The organism is Nocardia sp. SYP-A9097 (assembly GCF_009649815.1).
In the GTDB taxonomy this organism is placed as follows: Bacteria; Actinomycetota; Actinomycetes; order Mycobacteriales; family Mycobacteriaceae; genus Nocardia.
On the sequence record NZ_WJIC01000014.1, the window covers coordinates 52,715 to 70,014 of the forward strand.

Genomic DNA, 17,300 nt, shown 5'->3' on the forward strand with positions numbered 1-17,300 from the left:
ATCGCAAGGTTCAGCGGCCGGTGGTGATATCCATGATCGCGGATCGCACCACGCGAATATCGGCGACCTCGGCGAATTCCTCTGCCTCGTAATGGAAGTCGCGTAGCCGGGCCGCAGTGCGGCCGTGCACCCGCGATCCGGCCAACGGTAGCGCCATCCCGACGAACTCGGCCGCGCGGTCCACTTCGCCCAGCATCAAATGCACACGGGCGGCGGAGGTCAGCGTAATGACCGGTTCGATAACGACGTCGGACTCCGGAGTTCGGCCCAGGCCGAAGGCCGAGGCGGCCAATTGCGGGCGCGTCGCGGCCAGATGCCGATAGCTGGGACTCAGCAGCTCCGATTGCCGGGCGCGGCCCGGCCAGGTGCGCCGGGGTCCGAGCAGGAAACCCAGATACAAGGCGGTCAGGCTCCGATCGACGGCGGTATCGGCGATCGGGATCGCCGCCGACTCCTGATGACACTCCGTGGCGTACGCGGTTTCCCGTTCGAACGCCGCGGTGTCGCCGAGGACGCCGTATGCGGTGGCCTGCAGATGCGCGAGGGCTTCACGCAGTCTCGGGGTGGCCGATCGCCGAGCCATGTACTGGGCCAGCTGTACGACCTCCAACCCGTCCTCGGGACGGCCCTGATCGAGGTACTGCCAGGTCAATCCGGCCAAAGCGGCTGCGGCCGTACCGGAATCACCGGCGGTCTGCGCCAGGCGCGCGGCGGTCAGTGCGAAACTGCGCGCCGCGGCGCCGTCCTCGATATCCCAGGACATGGCGGCGGCGATATCCGCGAGTTCGGCGCCGACCAGCAGCGCTCGCTCCGCGCGGCCCACTCCGGGTGCGAGTTGTCGCAGCCGGGGCAGATTCGCCTCCAGCCAGTCGATCACCAGCCGGCGCGGCTCCGCGGTTTCGGACCACTGCAGCCCGCGCGCCCACCGCGCGAGGCGTTCGGCCGCGCGCAGCTCCGCGGGATCGAACCTCGGTCCGGTGGTGCCCGACGGCACAATCGGGAGCAGTAGCGAGGCCAGCTCGGCGGGCACATTGTCCTCGGCTGCCAGACCGGCGGATATCCGCAGTGGGCCGAGCCGAAGGCCGAGCGCCTCCTCGTAGGCGCCCACATGCTCCAGCCGAACGACGCGCGCGCCGGTCTCCAACTGGCCGAGGTACGGCTTCGAGTAGTTGGTGCGAGCGGCCATTCCCTGCAGACTCAGGCCCGCCGACAGCCGTGCCGTGCGCAGCGCACGGCCGATCTCCGTCATGCGCCTGCCTTCCCGGTCATCGAACGGTCCAGTGTGGATCCGGACATTTGGTCAGCGTACGTCTGAGGGCAGCTGCCGTCTGCAACTGTCTGCAAGACAGTCCGAGTCGAACCTGGAACAGGTTCTATCGCCCTATCGTCTGCGATCGTGAGTGATCGCAGTAAGACTTCCGCACGGCGCCTGCGTAGCCGCCGTGTTCATGCATTCGCAGCAGCAATCGCGCTGTCCGGCGCGGCGATGTCGGCCGCAATCCCAGCTCAGGCCGCACCCGGGTTGCAACCCGCCGGGGCGATCGAAGCGACCTACTTCCAGGCCGGACCGCATTCGGTGGAGAAGCGCGCGGGCACCGACTGCTGCAGCTCCACCGGGGAGTCCTTCGACATCTGGTACCCCGCGGACCTGGGCGCGAACGGCGCCAAGGCTTCCATCATCACCTGGGGTGACGGAACACTCGCGCATCCTCGCGAATACGACTATCTGCTGGCGCATCTCGCGTCGTGGGGCTTCGTGGTGATCGCACCCGATCTCACCAGCACCGGCACCGGTGACCAGATGCTGGACGGGGTGAACTACCTGATTCAGCAGAACGCCGATCCGGAGAGCGTGTTCCACGGCAAGCTCGACACCAAGTCGGTCGGGGCGATGGGCCACTCGCAGGGCGGGCTCGGCACGCTCAACGCAATGGCCACGTCGAACGGTCTGGTCAAGACCGGGGTCACGCTGGAGACGCCCTCGCTGAGCCTGTGCACGAGCCTGCCCGCGCTGATCCCGGGTAAGGACGTCTGCCATATCCCGCTCGCCGACATCTCCTCGGGTTCGGTCCTGGTCATCGGTGGCACCGCGGATCCTGTCACGACCTCCGGGCCGAGCAGGTACGACGACCTGCCCGCCGGCCTGCCCAAGGCGCGCGCGTCGCTGATCAATGCCAGCCACAATGACATTCAGGGTCAGCCCGGATGCACCAACCTCGGCTGCAATGACGGCGTCAACGGCTACCTCGGCTATGTCACCGCTTGGATGATGGATCAACTGCGCGGTGATTCGCAGGCGCACGGCGCATTCGTCTCCGGCACAGGCGAACTCATGCACAACAACCACTGGGCCGATACGGCCAGCAACATCACGAACTGATAGGAAGTACCCGCGCACATGGACGACCGTTTCGAACCGCTGCTGGCCAAGCTGGACCTGGCGGCCAAGCTGAGACTCATCTCGGGGGCGAGCCTGTTCCGGCTCGCCGGTGAACCCGCCATCGGGCTCGCCGAGATGCCGGTATCGGACGGTCCGTCCGGGGTGCGCGGTGAGGCCACCGATGAGCCGGATCCCTCGGTGAGCCTGCCGTCGGGCACCGCGGTGGCGGCGACCTGGGATCCGTCGCTGCTCAATGAGATCGGCGCGCTGATCGCCGCCGAGGCACGCCGCAAGAACGTGTACGCGGTACTCGGTCCGACCATCAACCTGCACCGGTCGCCGCTGGGCGGACGGCATTTCGAATCCTTCTCCGAGGATCCGGTACTCACCGGTGAGATGGCGGCCGCCTATGTGCGGGCGGTACAGGAGCACGGTGTGAGCGCGTGCCCGAAGCACTACGTGGCCAATGATTCCGAGACCGAACGCTTCTCCGTGGACGTCCAGGTCTCCGAGCGCGCGCTGCGCGAGCTGTACCTCTACCCGTTCGAGCGGGCGGTCGAGGCGGGCACCTGGATGCTCATGGATTCCTACAATGGTGTGAACGGCACAGCCATGTCGGAGAATCCGCTACTGGACGAACCGCTCAAGGGCGAATGGGGCTACGACGGCGTCGTGGTCTCGGACTGGGGCGGAGTCCGTAATACCGCGGCCGCCGCGGCCGGCACCGATCTGTGCATGCCCGGACCGCCGATGCTCTGGGGTGAACCGCTGCTGGCAGCGATCGAGGCGGGCGAGGTGCCCGAGGCGGCGATCGACGAAAAGGTACGCCGCATACTGCGATTCGCGCACCGCGTCGGCGCGCTCGATGGAAAGCCTTCGCCCACCACACACTTCACCGCCAATCAGATTCAGAGTCTGGTTCGCGAACTCACCACCCAGTCGATGGTGTTGGCGCACAATGACGGAACGCTCCCGCTGCGTGCCGGGACGACCATCGCGGTGCTCGGCCCGGCCGCCGCGGAACCGCGCATCATGGGCGGTGGCAGTGCCTCGTTGACCCCCACGCATGTCAGTACCCCGCTGGCCGCGATCCGGAGTGTGCTGCCCGTGACCCATACGCCGGGCGTGCGTTTGATCGAGGGATTGATTCCGGCCCCGGCCGAACTGATCACCGATCCGGAGACCGGTACGCCGGGCCTGTGCGTGCGGTACTTCGACGGTGCGACCGAGATCGGCATGCGGCACCGCGGCACCGCCAATCTGGTACTGCTCGGTGACGAATTGGCCGGGCGGGCAACGATGATGGAGCTGCGCGCCCGCCTGCGCGCCGACACCACGGGTGAATGGCAGATCGGCTTCGGCGGCACCGGCCAGGTGCTGTTGGACATCGACGGCGTACCCGCCATCGACGAGGACGTCCAGGACGCCGCGGGCGATCCCGTGGCCGCACTGCTGGAACCGCCGCAGCGCTCGGTATCCCGATTCCTCACCGCCGGTGCGGAGATCGAGGTGCGCATCGCGGTCGCCGTCCCGCCCGCCATTCCCGGGCTGGGCGTGCTCATGGCCATCACCATGGGCATCGACCGCCCGCAGCGCCCCAAGGACGAAGAGTTCGCGGCCGCAGTGGAATTGGCACGCGAAGCCGAGGTCGCGGTGGTAGTGGTCGGCACCACCGAGAAGATCGAGAGCGAGGGTTCGGACCGCACCTCGCTGCGCCTGCCGGACCGGCAGGATGAACTCGTCGCCGCCGTGGCCGCGGTCAATCCGCGCACCATTGTCGTGGTGAATTCCGGTGCGCCGGTGGAGATGCCGTGGCGCGACGATGTCGCCGCGGTCCTGCTGGCCTGGTTCCCGGGCCAGGAATTCGGCGCGGCCCTGGCCGAAGTCCTCACCGGCGTGGCCGAACCCGGTGGACGCCTCCCCACCACCTGGCCCAAGGTCATCTCCGATGTCCCCGTTCTGAACACCACGCCCGAGAAGGGCGTGCTGGAGTACACCGAGGATATTCACATCGGCTACCGCGCCTGGCTGCGCGCCCGCACCGAACCCGCCTACCCCTTCGGACACGGACTCGGTTACACCACTTGGTCTTCCGAGGATCTGCAGGTAACCGGCCGCACCGCGACGCTGACCGTCCGCAATACCGGCGACCGTCCCGGCAAACAGGTCTACCAGGCCTACCTGTCCCGTGCGGAGAGCACCGTCGACCGCCCGGTCCGCTGGCTCGCCGGCTTCACCGCCGTCACGCTGGCTCCCGGCGAATCCCGCACCATCGAAATCGCCCTGCCCCGGCGCGCTTTCGAACACTGGACAGCCAAGGGCTGGGCCATCGAACCCGGTGAGTTCACCCTGCATGTCGGAACCTCGGTCGTCGAGTTGCCGCATACCGCCCAATTGAGCTGACGGGCCGGCTACCGCTCAACGACCCTCGCGGGCGAAGCGGCCCGGAGTGATGCCCCGCCATTGTTTGAAGGCGGTGGTGAAACTCGGTGCACCGGAATAGCCGAGGCGGTAGGCGACCTGTTCGACCGGGAGACCGGTGGCCAGGAGTTCCTCCGCGAGCAGGCCGAAGGTCTCCGCCGAGAGGGCACGGAAGGACGTGCCCTCCTCGGCGAGGCGGCGGCGCATGGTGCGCACGCTGATATGCATCGCCGCGGCCATCTCCGTCTGCCCGAGCGCGGCCTGACCGCCGCGCAGCAGCAGGCCGCGTACCTCGCCGGACAAGCGGGTGCGTTCGACGCGACGGTGCAGTAGTGCGGCACACTGCTTTTCGAGTAGGCGCGCGGTCTCCGGACTGGCAGCGGGCATGGGCTCGGCGAAGAGGGCGGCATCGACAACGAACGAGTGGGAGTCGCCCGCCGCGGCGATCAACTCGCCATCGACCTCGGCCAGCAACGGCCGTAGTCGCGGGAGCAGACCACCGCCTATTTCGATGCGGCGCAGTGCGAGTGGCTGCTGAAAGACCTCCAACCAGTTGGCGATACTGCCCGAGATATCGCGCTCCATCAGGAAGCCGCGCACATCGGCGGGAGTATCGCTGTCGTCGAACATGATTCGCGCCTCATCACCCGACATCTCCAGGCTCGCACGCGAATACGAGAACGAGAGCTCGAAATACCGGGCCACGGTCTGCACGGCCTGGCCCACGGTCGGGCTGCTGATCAGCGCATAACCCCAGATCCCGTGGATCGCGGCGCGATAGCGTGGCCCCACCTCGAAGCCGAGGCCCGGCCGATCATCCAGTGCGCGCACCAGATTGCGCACCAGCTCGAGCTCCTGCCCCGCCGTGATCTCCGCATCGGGTGTGCGCAGGCGCTCGGCGGTAATGCCGGTACCGGCCAGGGTCGTCGCCGGGACCACCCCGTGTTCGGCGGCGAAGTCGACCAGCAGCGCGGCGCTGGTCACCGGGCGCAGCGCGTCGAGCGAGAGCATGCGGCCATCATCGCACTGGTTGGCCGAAAATCGTAAGCCCCTGGCCGTGGATGCGATGGCCCAGGTCACCGAGGTTTCCTACCGTTTCGGTATGACAAACAAACCATCGGTCGCCATTATCGGCAGCGGATTCAGCGGGCTGGCCGCGGCGATCGGCCTGAAGCAAGCCGGGTACGACGACTTCGTCGTCTTCGAACGGGCCGAGGGGCCGGGCGGGGTGTGGCGGCACAATACCTATCCGGGTGCGGCGTGTGATGTGGCGTCCTCGCTGTACTCGTTCTCCTTCGAGCCGAATCCGAGTTGGTCGCGGCCGTTCGCACCACAGCCGGAGATCAGGGCGTATCTGGAGCGGTGCGTCGAGAAGTACGGGCTCACCGGGCATATGCGATACGGCACCGAGATCGCCTCGGCGGTCTTCGACGAACGATCCGGGCTGTGGACGGTGGAGACCACCACCGGGGAGCGGAGCACGCATACCGTCGTGGTGGCGGCGGGCGGGCAGCTGACCCGGCCGTCATTCCCGAATATTCAGGGGCGCACGGACTTTCAGGGCACCTCGTTCCACTCCGCCGAGTGGGATCACGATCATGACCTGACCGGGCAGCGCGTCGCGGTGATCGGCAATGGCGCGAGCGCGGTGCAACTGGTGCCGCAGATCGTGGACCGGGTGCGCTCACTGACCGTGTTCCAGCGCAGCGCCGAATACCTCATCCCCAAACCGGATTACGGGCACGCGACATGGGAGCACCGGCTCTACGATCGGGTGCCGGGTGCGTTGAAGGCACTGCGCGGAGCGTGGTGGGGTATCGGCGAGTACGCGAATCCGGCGCTCACCCTGCCGATGAGCAGGGCCGTGCGGCACGCGTACCTCGCGCCGCTCTATCTGGCGTCGAAGGCGCAGCTGCGATTGCAGATTCGCGATAAAGACCTGCGCCGCAAGCTGACTCCCGATTATCAGATGGGATGTAAGCGAATCCTGTTGTCCAGCAATTACTATCCGGCGCTGGCACGCGAGAACGCCGATGTGGTCACCGATTCCATTACCGAGATCGCGCCTCATGGAATCATCACCGCCGACGGCACCAAGCATGAGGTCGATACCATCATCTACGCCACCGGTTTCCAGTCCGGCGGATTCGTCGCGCCGATGACGGTGCGCGGGCTGGACGATCGGGATCTGGACCGCGACTGGGGTACCGAACCGCAGGCGTACCTCGGGTTGACCGTCACCGGATTCCCCAATTTCTTCCTGATGTACGGCCCCAATACCAATTTCGGCGGCGGGTCCATTGTCTACATCCTGGAGAGCCAGGCCCGCTACATCGTGGACGCCGTGCGCACACTCGCCGCACGCCAGGTCGCCTATATGGATGTGCGCCCGGCATCGTTCGACGCCTTCAGCTCCGAAGCCCAACGCCGCCTTGCCAATTCGGTCTGGGCGACCGGTGGATGCAATAGCTGGTACACCAACGACAAGGGCAAGGTCACCAATAACTGGCCCGGACTCATGTCCGAGTACCGCCGTCGCACGGCCCGGGTGAATCCCGCCGATTACCGGTTCGTGCCGGCCGCCCGCTGATCACACCGCACTCCGAATCCGCAGAGAGAACGATTTACATGACAAACAAATCACTCGCAGGTAAGCGCGTCGCCATTACCGGCGGTGCGCGCGGTATCGGCCGATCCACCGCGGAGGAGCTCATCGCTCGCGGCGCTCAGGTGGTGATCGGCGATATCGACGCCGAATTGGTGGGCAAGACCGCCGCCGAGATCGCCGAACGCACCGGCGGCCGAATCGCCGGTCTCCCCCTCGATGTCACCGACAGCGCGAAATTCGAAGCCTTCTTCGATGCCGCGGAGACCGAACTCGGCGGCCTGGATGTGCTGATCAATAATGCGGGCATCATGCCCACCGGGCCGTTCCTCGAGGAGAGCGAGCAGCTCACCGATCGCCAGATCGGTATCAATCTGTGCGGTGTCATCATCGGCTCGAAGCTGGCGGGTAAGCGCTTCGGCAAGCGCGGCAGCGGCCATATCGTCAATATCGCCTCTGTCGCAGGTGTTTCCGCCGCCCCTGGCGTCGCGGTCTACTGCGCCACCAAGCACGCCGTCGTCGGCCTCGGCTCGGCCCTGCACCAGGAACTGGCACCCCTCGGCGTCCACGTCACCACCATCGCCCCCGGCTTCGTCCGCACCGAACTCATAGCGGGCCTGTCCCCCAATAAACTGGTCCAGCAGATCGGCGTGATCAACCCCGAGGATGTAGCCGACGCCATCGCCCGCGAACTCGAAAAAGCCACCGGCGGTCTAACTTTCGTCCCCCGCATCGGCGGCTTCACCATCACCGCCCTGACCATGCTCCCCGAGAACCTCCGCAACCGCGTCTACAAAGTCCTCGGCCTGCACGCGGTCACCCTCGACTCCGACGAAACCGCCCGCGCCGCCTACCGCGCCCGCACCGAGGCGTGATGGCCCGCCCTGGAGAGTGGGGAGGGGTGGGCTAGTTTGCCGCCGGTGGTGCGGGAGCCCGCCTGCTTCAGGCGGTGCAGCACCGGGGACAGCTCGAAGCTGTGAACCCCTGCCAGGGTGGACATTTTGGTGGTGATGTAGCGGTAGAGGGCATTGGTGTCGGGGGCGGTGATTACGGCGAAGATATTGAAGGAGCCGGTTATGGCTGCGGCGTAGGTGGTTTCGTCGTGTTCGGCGAGGGCGTGGCCGACCGCCTCCACGTGGGCGGGGGCTACGCGCAGCCAGAGGAAGGCCCAGGTGCCGGAACCTATTGCGGCGGGTGCGATATCGAGGTCGAAGTAAAGGATGCCGCCCGCTTGCAGGGCCGCTATGCGGCGGGTTACCCGGCCAATGCTCATACCGGTCGATCTGGCCAGGACCGTGTAGCTGGTGCGGCCGTCGCGGGCCAGCAGATCCAGCAGGATGCGGTCCTGGTCGCCTATGCGGAGTTCCGTCTCGGTGTAATCGCCTGTGACAGTGCCGGATTCGCGTCCTTCCACGAATTGTCTACCGCGCCAGTCGATGACATCCTGGCGCACGAAGCGGTGCAGGATCATGGCCGCGGTGATGTCGTGCACGGGGGCGCTGCGTTGCAGGCGTTGCACCAGCAGATCATCACGGTCCTGTTCGCTGCGCGGGTGCAGCGAGAAGATGATCTCCGCGCCGGCCGCGGCGATACTGATCCAAGCCGCGTCATCGCGCTGAGCCAGCGCCTCGGCCACCGCGACCGCACCGTCGGGGCGGCAGTGCAGGCGAATGATCCAGTCGCTCTCACCGAGCGCGCGGGCATCGACCGCACCGATCACCCGGAGTATGCCATCACGCCGTAGCCGCCGATAGCGGCGGGCGACGGTCTGCTCCGCGACACCCAACTCCGCGGCGATATGGGCGAACGGCAGGCGCGGCTGAAATTGCAGGGCCTGCATGATCTGAGTATCCAGGAGATCCAGCATGGCGGTTTCTCGTACCGGAGTCGTTGACACGGGAGGAAATGTACGCCGAATCCGCTTGTAGGCGACCGCACGTGGTCGTGCCTTCGATACTCGACGCCTCACATTCGCTTCGAGAGGACAACGGCATTGCGTAAATGGTTACCGCTGCTGACGGTGTGCCTGGGCACCTTCATGCTGCTGATCGACGTCACCATCGTGAACGTCGCGCTACCCGATATGCGCACCGATTTGAACGCGTCGTTCGGCGCACTGCAGTGGGTCGTCGACGGGTACGCCCTCGCAATGGCGGCGCTCATGCTGGGTGCGGGCTCGATCGCCGACCTGGTCGGGCATCGGCGCACCTATCTGGCCGGGCTGGGCTTGTTCGCGGCGGCTTCACTGGTGTGCGGTCTTGCGCCGAATCCGCAGGTGCTGATCGCGGCCCGCATTGTGCAGGGGGTGGGTGCGGCGACCATGTCCTGCACCACTTTCGCGCTCTTGAACGCGGCCTACGCCGGTCGCGATCGCGGTACGGCATATGGCGTGTGGGGTGCGGTCGCGGGTGCGTCCTCCGCCATCGGACCGATTATCGGCGGGCTGCTCACCGAGGTCGCCTCCTGGCGGTGGATCTTCTTCGTCAATCTGCCGTTCAGCGTGCTGGCCATCGCGCTGTGTCTTGCGGTACTCACCGAAGATGAACGCGCACAGCGCAATCGGATCGATATCGCGGGGATGGTGGTCTTCACCGCGAGTGCGGCCACGGCCACCTACGCGCTCATCCGCGCCAATGAGCACGGCTGGTCGAATGCGGTCACTTGGTGGTTGCTGCTCGGCGCGGTTGTCGCACTGGCCGCCTTCGTGCTGATCGAAAAGCGTTCACGCCAACCGATACTCGATCTGGCTCTGCTGCGTGACCGCTCCTTCGTGGGTGTGCTGACAGCGGGCGCGATGCTGTATTTCGCCGCGTTTGCCGCGCTCATGTACACCCAAATCTGGATGCAGTCGGTGCTCGGGCTGAGCCCGATCGCCGCGGGTGCGGTGGGACTTCCACTGTCCCTCATGGCATTCCTGGTCTCCGGCCTGCTGGGAAAGTATCTGCACGGCGACCGTCCCGCCCGCATTATCGGCACCGGGCTCGCCGCCATCGGCCTCGGCGGGATTATCGGGGCTCTCCTCGTTCACGGCGAAGCAAGTTGGCCCGCACTGATTCCCGGGTTCCTGATCGTCGGCGCGGGGGTGGGCCTGGCCACCGCCACCCTCAGCTCCGCGGCGGTCTCCGCGGTCCCCTGGAAACGCGCCGGAATGGCCACCGGTGCGTTGAATACCGCACAGCAGCTCACCTTCGCCCTCGGAATAGCCACTCTCGGTGGACTCTTCACCCACCCCGACAGCACGGTCGGAGGAGTTCAGCTGACCCTCGCCGTCAGTGGCGTGGTCGGTCTGCTCGGCGCGATGCTCGTCCCGATCCTGATGCGCCGAACACCGCAGCGCGCGGCGGATCGCGCGCCGCAACCCGCGGTCACCGTCACGCAGGGCTGATTACAACCCGAGGCCGTGCGCGAGAGTCGGCCAGGAGGCCGCCAGTTCGTCGTCCCAGTAGCCCCAGGAGTGGGTGCCGTAGGGGCGGAGGTTGACCGTGGCGGGGATGTCCAGGTCGCTCAGGCGGGCGGCCATGGTTCGGGTGCACTGGTCGGTGGCGGCTTCGATGATGCCGCCGACCAGGACCTGGTTGGCGAGGGCTCCGGGGCCCGCGCCGACCAGGCCGCGTCCGCCGGATTTGTCGTAGGGTCCGGGGAGGCCGTTGCCGCTGGAGAGGTAGAGGTCCAGGCCGCGCAGGGCTTCCGCGTGCAGGTAGGGGTCGTTGGCGGCCCACATGGGGTCGCCGGGCGGGCCGTACATATTGGCGGCATCGCCCGCGCTGTAGGCGACCGTCAGACGGACGTAAGCCTGGCCGAGGGGATCGGCTATCTGGGCGCAGCCGCTGTAGGCGGCGACCGCGTTGTAGAGGCCGGGCTTGGCGATCGGGAGTTGCAGCACCGAGGTACCGGACATCGATACGCCGGCGATGGCATTGCGGCCGTTGGCGCCCAGGGCCTGATCGATCAGCGGGGGTAGTTCCTCGGTGAGGTAGGTCTTCCACTTCACGACGCCCAGGCGGGGATCGGGTGAGCGCCAGTCCGCGTAGTAGGAGGCCGCGCCGCCGATCGGCTGGACGACATTGACCTGCTTGTCCGCGAGGAAGTCGGTCGCATGGGTCTGCCGGTCCCAGGAGCCGGGGCCCTTGCCGCCACTGCCACCGCTGAGCAGATACAGGACCGGTCGCGGTACCGAGGTATCGGCGGGACGCTGCACCTCGACCGCGAATTCGCTGTTCATGGCGGCGGAGTAGACGGTGATTACCCAGTGCCGGTCATCGTCGACGTGGATATTCACGATGTGCGCATCGCCCGAAGCGGCGGGTGCGCTCGCCTCCGGGTCGGCGGCGGCCATGGGCAGGAACGGCTCGGCGGCAGCGGTCAGGGCGAAGACACCCAATAACAGCAATACCGCCGCGCTACCAATGATCGAGCGAAAACGCACGTCCAGCCCTACTTCTCCTGCGCCACCGTGCTGTCCGCACGGCGGTGAAAACTACCGATTGTCGCCGCCGCCCGTGCCGCGATGGGTGCGGCACGGGCGGTAGCGCGGACAGTATTGCAGTTCCCGGCAAACGGCACATTTCGGCGTCCTGTCGCACAGGAGACATACGGGCGGCGCGCGCCCGCTCGCGCCGGGCGGGTCGGCATACCGGTCGTCAGGCAGCGACCGCGAGTGTGACGCGGCGAATGCTATGCACACTTCCAGGCCGTACGGATGCCTTCATCGGGCAGCAGCCCGAAAGGGTCTCGGCGCCGGCCGTGTGCACAACCGCGAAACCATCACCCAAGAGGGTTCTCCGGACCGGAACATACTGGGGTCCAAGAACTTTGGACGGTCGTGGTGTTCGATGAAGGGGATATCGAACACCACGCCCGCATCGGAAAGAATAGCGGTAACAAGCGATTTCGTCAGGTGCGGGTTGTATCGAGAACCGAATCCGCGCTCGCGAGATACTTGCGGTAGGCGCTGGAAACCGCTCCCAGCCAGGTAAGTTCGCCCAGGAAGGTGGGGCGGGCGGGGCGGCGGAAAGTCTCACCGCGATCGATCGGAGTGACGCCGCTCCGGTGCGCACGTAGCGCGAGCGCTATGCGGGCCGCCTCGATGGTCGCCTCGCGCTCGGCGGCGGGAACCTGTAACCGATTCGCGACTTCCGCTGCGCGCGCGGTGATTTCGGGGCTAAGGTGCGGTTGCAGCAGGAGCAGTGCGTCCCGGATCTCGATCACGCGGCGGTACAGCCGATCCCTGGTAGGACGCCGAGCCGCCGGGGCCGCCGCGCCCACCTCCGGAGCCGCTTCACGCAACGCCAGCCACAGCGGACGCAGTCTGGGTAGTGCGCGGGCGCGCTGCACCGCGGCCATCGCCTGCGGCAGCAGGGACGGGCACAGGTACCCGAGCAGCATGATGGCCGCACCGGCGCTGGCGAAGGCGGGCGCGATCTCCATATTCAGTTGCCGGGCCGAGACTCCGGCCCAGGCCGCGACGAGGGCGACGGTCTTGCCGATGCTGTAGCCGATCGCGATCACCGAACCGGTGACCAGCAGCACCAAACCCCTTTGCAGCCAGCACTGTTCGCGCACGAGTGGAATCCAGGTGCGGCAGAGCAGCACAATGTGCAGTAGGGCGAGGGTATAGGCGCACAGGTAGATGCCCAGGAACAGGTCGACCAGCGGAACGGTCGCGTAGTGATAGTCGAAGTCGGTAGCGTGCGATTCATCGTGCACCGGCGCGGCGAAGAAGAGTCCGGCCATGACCAGCACGACGACCAGATTTACCAGCATGACCTTGCGCCCGTTGATATTCGGGCCCGCCACGGTGGAGTTCTCGACTGTTGCGGCGGTGTCGGACAGTTCCGCCGCACTCCCGACCACCTCCGGCGCGACCAGGTAGGTCGTCCAGACCAGCTGTGCCAGCGTGGCGGTGGTAACCGCCGAGTAGACGATCAGCGTCGCCAGATTCGGGCTGCCGCTGACCCGGCCGATCCACTCGTACACCTGCGGTACGGCCGCCTCGAAACCTATTGCCGCACAGGCGATGGCGACGGCGACCGCCCAGCGTGAGGCGATCCGGGTACCGCGCAGCGCCAATAGCAGCCGCCAGGCGAATACCAGGAGGGCGAGTACACCGACACTTCCGTAAATCAGAGCGAAATGCACGTGATCAGTCGATTCCGGGTCCGAGTGTATCGAGCAGGCTGCGGATGTCGGCGGGCGCGTTCACCGGCAACACCCATTCCGCGCGCGGCGTCCAGCGCGTAATGTGGTGTGCCATAAGCAGATCCGCGATACGCTCGGCCTCCTGCTCCTCCCGCTCCGCCGAGCAGGTGCGGCCCAGCATGCGGCGCACCACGGCCGGGTCGATATTCGGTGCGAGCAGTCGCAACGCGTCCTGTCCGGTGACCGTGACCGGTTCATGCCCGGCGAGCAGGTGCCCGAACTCGTGGCAGACGATGTGATCCTGATGCAGTTCGCTGGTATTGCTCTGGTAGGCAAGGAAATCGATATCCCGTGTCACCAATAGTCCGCCGGAGAGACCGGCCACCGCGAACGGCTCCGGCCGCAGTCGCAGCGGTCGCCCGCGCTTGCGCGCCAGCGCCTCGGCCAGCTCCGCGACCGTGAATCGGCCGGGTAGCCCGAGCGTGCGCAGTTCGCGCCGCAGGCGTCGATGATCCATCATCGGATGCTCATCCCGCGAACCCTCCCAGACCGCGATCCGCATGGCTCACAAGTCTTTCCCGTAGTGCTCGGCCTCGATCCGCCGCAGCACATCAAGCATGGCGGCCACGGTCTCGGCCCGCACGGTACCGTGCGCCAGACCGTCACGCAGCACGAGTTCCAGGGCTGCGGTATCGGCGGTTCCCTTGAGCGCGTTGATCAATGCGAGTTCCCGGCCGCGCGCGACGGCGAGTTCCGGATTGGTCAGCGGGTCGAGACTGTCCAGGCCGAAGTAGCCGCGCAGCGCCTCGAGGGTTTCGAAGGACGGGTTCACCGTCTGCCCGGTGCGCAACTTCCACAGATAATTCGCCGAAAGGCAGGCCCCGGTGGTGCTTTGAATATTCTCCGCCAGCGCCCGGTGGGTGATCTCCACTTCACGGCCGTCCCTGGTCACGGGGGGATGCATACCGGCGATCAGCGTATTGAGCGCGCTGGTGAACGGATGCTGTTGCGCGGCAACCATTCTGATCTTGTCTCCTGCAGTTGACAGTCGCGGTGATGCTGATCATATACTCGTCCGTACTTCGTGACGGTACACCGAAGCCGCTGTCCCAGAAGGGGAGGGCATCGGCCGGATCGTGTCGGGCCGCGAAGTCAGGATGGGGCGACCGAAGATGTTCGCCCCATTCATCGGGGACTCTCCGGCCGCACCGGCAGGGTGAGCGGGCCGCGATGCCGGAATCCCGAACGCCATCCGATACTCGAATCGGCAATAGTGGCACGGAGATTCGGCCAGTGGGTGTAGATCTCCCCGAGGACCGAGGCGAGCACCGGGCGCAGCAGACCGGCTCCGACACAGACGTGCGCGCCATGCCCCAGCGCCACATGCGGATTGGGGTCGCGCCGCACATCCAGTTCGAGCATGCCGCTCGATGTCGCGGTGCCGGTGAACCTTTCCGGATCATGGTTGGCCGAGGCCAGGCAGAGCAGCACCGTCTGTCCCGCTTCGATTGTCTGCCCGGCGATTTCCAGATCGGTGACGGCGAAGCGCGGACCGGCCAGCACCTGCGGGGACAGGAACCGCAGCAGCTCGTCCACGGCGATCGATCGATCCGGGGCCGTCAGCATTGCCTCGAGCTGTTCGGGCCGGTCCGAGAAGGTGAACACGGCACCGGCGAGCACATCCATCAGCACCTCGTACCAGACGAACAGCAGGTAGAAGAGCAGTCCGGGCAGTTCACCGGATTCCGATGTGGCACCTGCGATTTCGGAGCGCACCAGGCGGCCGAGCATGGTGTCGGCCCGGCCGTCGCGGCCTTCGGTGATGACGGCGTTGATGATCCGCTGCATCGCACCCAGTGTGTCCCGGGCTCGCGGGCTCGCACCGGGCGCGAGGGTGGCCTGCGCCCAGGCGGACAGCGAATCCTGTTCGGACTCATGCAATCCCAGCAATTCACCGAGGATCACCGCGGGGAGCGGCAGCGCCACCCGTTCGACGAAATCGAATTCGCGGGTGCCGTCCAGTGCGGCCAGGCTCTTGCCGATCAGCCCGGCCGCCCGATCGGACCAGTCGCCCGCCAACCGGAGTTCACCGACGATCAGGCTGCGCATGCGCGCGGGCTCACCGGTCTGGAATACGTCGAGAGGTTTCGGAACGGCGAAACCCCGATAGTCGCTCCCCCGGCTGTACCGGAGGTTGGTCGACAAGCGCTCGTCGAGCAGTCCGGCCCGCACATCCGCGTAGCGGGTGATCAGCCAGGCCGGTGGACCATCCGGTGTCGCCACTCGATGTGCGCCCCCGGCCGCGCGCAGTGAGCGCAGCACCGGCCACGGTTCGCGCGCGAATTCCGCATCGAAGATGTTCTGCACCCGACCATCATCGCCCAAGCGGCCCAACGGGTCTCGATCGGTGAGGGTTACAGTGTGGCGCGCCAATCGGGCAGGGCGTCGGGGTTGGCGCGCAGGTAGCGCAGGCTCTGCTTCATGTACACGCGCGGGTTGGTGTCCAGATGTCTGACCCACGCCGGTTTCGCGTCACCGCGCATGACGGCCCAGCAGGCCAGCGCGTAGCCGAACATGGGCTGGGACAGATAGCCCAGGCGCTGTGATCGCCAGCCGCGCTGATTCTGCGAGAACTGCAGTGCCGCATTGGCATTGAAGATGCCGAGGCCCAGGTACACGGTCGCGAGATCGGTGAGCTGCTCACCATCGTGCCGATCGCGGTCTATGCGCCGCTCACCCAGCAGTCGTTCATGTGCCAGTTCGTGTGCGATGGCCGCGACCAGGGTGACCTGCGAACGCAGCCGGCCCATATCGAGTGAGACCACCGCGCGGCCGTGCTCCACGCGGTAGTGGCCGGCCTCGCCGTGTGCGGTGCCCTCCAGGAACGCCATGCCCTCCGGCAGTGGGTCACCGCCCGAATTCACTTCCACCACAACGCGATCGCGGCCGACGCCCATATATCTGCCCACACTGTCGACCAGTGCGCGGACCTGTGGTTCGGTCCCGGAGTACGGGTCCGGGAAGAAGTCGGCGGTCGGCAGGATCGCGGGTGTGCGCAGCGTGCGCGAGCCGAATTGCGCTGCGCACCAGCTCATCATCTCCTCGACCCAGAGCCGTTCCAGTGCCCCCACCGGGCAGCTCGGCCGGAAAATACCCATGCTGCATTATGTTCGGCGCGGCGCGTCATGCACGCCGGGGGTAATTCCCGCAGGTCACCGGGTCGGCGTAGATCGGCCGCAGCCCGATATCCGCGATGAGCTCCGCCACCTCGGCGCGGTCCTGTTCCACACAGGAGAAGGACAGCTCGGCCGGCGCGCCATCCACTACGGGATCCTCGAAGATCTCCGCGCCGAGGCTGCCGAGCGCCACATACCGGCAGGTCGGAGCGAATTCGGCGAAGGTCGCTGCGGCTTTCGCCGGCGTACCCGTCACATTATCGGTGGCGTCGAGCACCAGTTTGCCCGCCAGCGCCCGCGCATTGTCTCGCGCGAAGTCGGCGACGGCCCGCGGTGGAATGGCAACCAGCACGGCATCCCCGCCGATCACCGCGTCCGCGATGCTGAAACTGTCCCGTCCCGGTGTCCGCGACCCGTAGACAACGCAGTGCCCCTTCGAAGCGAGCGCGAACCCCAGCGCTCGTCCGACCCGCCCGGTCCCAATCACCGCGACACTCGCTTTCGGCCCGGCGCCGGCCAGGAATCTCGGACCCTGTAAATGAATGCTGCACATGGCAATAACGCTAGGTCGAGGCGGGTA

General features: G+C 66.7%; 15 protein-coding genes. 5 read left to right on the forward strand and 10 right to left on the reverse strand.

The window, feature by feature from the left end; genetic code table 11:
• Positions 1 to 10: 10 nt before the first annotated feature.
• Positions 11 to 1,249: a helix-turn-helix domain-containing protein gene (locus GFY24_RS25535; RefSeq protein WP_153807644.1), complete on the reverse strand. Its 1,239-nt coding sequence runs from the start codon at positions 1,247 to 1,249 to the stop codon at positions 11 to 13.
• 147 nt (positions 1,250 to 1,396) lie between these two features.
• Here GFY24_RS25535 and GFY24_RS25540 point away from each other — a divergent pair, with 147 nt between their 5' ends.
• Both GFY24_RS25540 and GFY24_RS25545 read left to right on the forward strand, forming a co-directional pair.
• Positions 1,397 to 2,380 carry a hypothetical protein gene (locus GFY24_RS25540; RefSeq protein ID WP_153807645.1) on the forward strand — a complete coding sequence of 328 codons (984 nt, stop codon included), beginning with the start codon at positions 1,397 to 1,399 and terminating at the stop codon, positions 2,378 to 2,380.
• Between the two features lie 18 nt (positions 2,381 to 2,398).
• A complete protein-coding gene (locus GFY24_RS25545; protein WP_153807646.1) occupies positions 2,399 to 4,783 on the forward strand; it encodes a glycoside hydrolase family 3 protein in 2,385 nt (794 codons plus the stop codon).
• A 15-nt stretch (positions 4,784 to 4,798) separates the two neighbouring features.
• Here GFY24_RS25545 and GFY24_RS25550 read toward each other — a convergent pair whose 3' ends face one another.
• On the reverse strand, positions 4,799 to 5,812 hold the full coding sequence (locus GFY24_RS25550; protein ID WP_153807647.1) for an AraC family transcriptional regulator: 1,014 nt from the start codon (positions 5,810 to 5,812) through the stop codon (positions 4,799 to 4,801).
• Between the two features lie 91 nt (positions 5,813 to 5,903).
• On the opposite strand from GFY24_RS25550, the gene GFY24_RS25555 reads away from it, so the two are divergent.
• The gene (locus GFY24_RS25555; RefSeq protein WP_228566651.1) at positions 5,904 to 7,391 is read left to right on the forward strand and encodes an NAD(P)/FAD-dependent oxidoreductase; all 1,488 of its coding nucleotides are present in this window, start codon (positions 5,904 to 5,906) and stop codon (positions 7,389 to 7,391) included.
• A 38-nt stretch (positions 7,392 to 7,429) separates the two neighbouring features.
• Positions 7,430 to 8,281, forward strand: coding sequence for an SDR family oxidoreductase (locus tag GFY24_RS25560; protein ID WP_153807648.1), 852 nt, complete (start codon positions 7,430 to 7,432; stop codon positions 8,279 to 8,281).
• On the opposite strand, the gene GFY24_RS25565 is transcribed toward GFY24_RS25560, so the two are convergent.
• Positions 8,257 to 9,303 carry an Lrp/AsnC family transcriptional regulator gene (locus tag GFY24_RS25565; protein WP_153807649.1) on the reverse strand — a complete coding sequence of 349 codons (1,047 nt, stop codon included), beginning with the start codon at positions 9,301 to 9,303 and terminating at the stop codon, positions 8,257 to 8,259. The two genes, GFY24_RS25560 and GFY24_RS25565, sit on opposite strands and share 25 nt — an antisense overlap.
• Before the next feature lie 96 nt (positions 9,304 to 9,399).
• Here GFY24_RS25565 and GFY24_RS25570 point away from each other — a divergent pair, with 96 nt between their 5' ends.
• Positions 9,400 to 10,791, forward strand: a complete 1,392-nt coding sequence (locus GFY24_RS25570; protein WP_153807650.1) for an MFS transporter — start codon at positions 9,400 to 9,402, stop codon at positions 10,789 to 10,791.
• Here GFY24_RS25570 and GFY24_RS25575 read toward each other — a convergent pair whose 3' ends face one another.
• The 7 genes from GFY24_RS25575 to GFY24_RS25605 form a co-directional block, all read right to left on the reverse strand.
• Positions 10,792 to 11,838, reverse strand: a complete 1,047-nt coding sequence (locus GFY24_RS25575) for an alpha/beta hydrolase (protein ID WP_375336101.1) — start codon at positions 11,836 to 11,838, stop codon at positions 10,792 to 10,794.
• A 461-nt stretch (positions 11,839 to 12,299) separates the two neighbouring features.
• Positions 12,300 to 13,544, reverse strand: coding sequence for an MAB_1171c family putative transporter (locus GFY24_RS25580; protein ID WP_153807651.1), 1,245 nt, complete (start codon positions 13,542 to 13,544; stop codon positions 12,300 to 12,302).
• A 4-nt stretch (positions 13,545 to 13,548) separates the two neighbouring features.
• Complete coding sequence (locus GFY24_RS25585) at positions 13,549 to 14,106, reverse strand: ImmA/IrrE family metallo-endopeptidase (protein ID WP_153807652.1); 558 nt, start codon at positions 14,104 to 14,106, stop codon at positions 13,549 to 13,551.
• Between the two features lie 3 nt (positions 14,107 to 14,109).
• Positions 14,110 to 14,565, reverse strand: a complete 456-nt coding sequence (locus tag GFY24_RS25590; RefSeq protein WP_153807653.1) for a hypothetical protein — start codon at positions 14,563 to 14,565, stop codon at positions 14,110 to 14,112.
• Between the two features lie 164 nt (positions 14,566 to 14,729).
• Complete coding sequence (locus GFY24_RS43435) at positions 14,730 to 15,911, reverse strand: cytochrome P450 (protein WP_153807654.1); 1,182 nt, start codon at positions 15,909 to 15,911, stop codon at positions 14,730 to 14,732.
• A gap of 47 nt (positions 15,912 to 15,958) precedes the next feature.
• A complete protein-coding gene (locus GFY24_RS25600) occupies positions 15,959 to 16,702 on the reverse strand; it encodes a hypothetical protein (RefSeq protein ID WP_153807655.1) in 744 nt (247 codons plus the stop codon).
• A gap of 25 nt (positions 16,703 to 16,727) precedes the next feature.
• Positions 16,728 to 17,273, reverse strand: a complete 546-nt coding sequence (locus GFY24_RS25605) for an NADPH-dependent F420 reductase (protein ID WP_153807656.1) — start codon at positions 17,271 to 17,273, stop codon at positions 16,728 to 16,730.
• Positions 17,274 to 17,300: the final 27 nt, after the last annotated feature.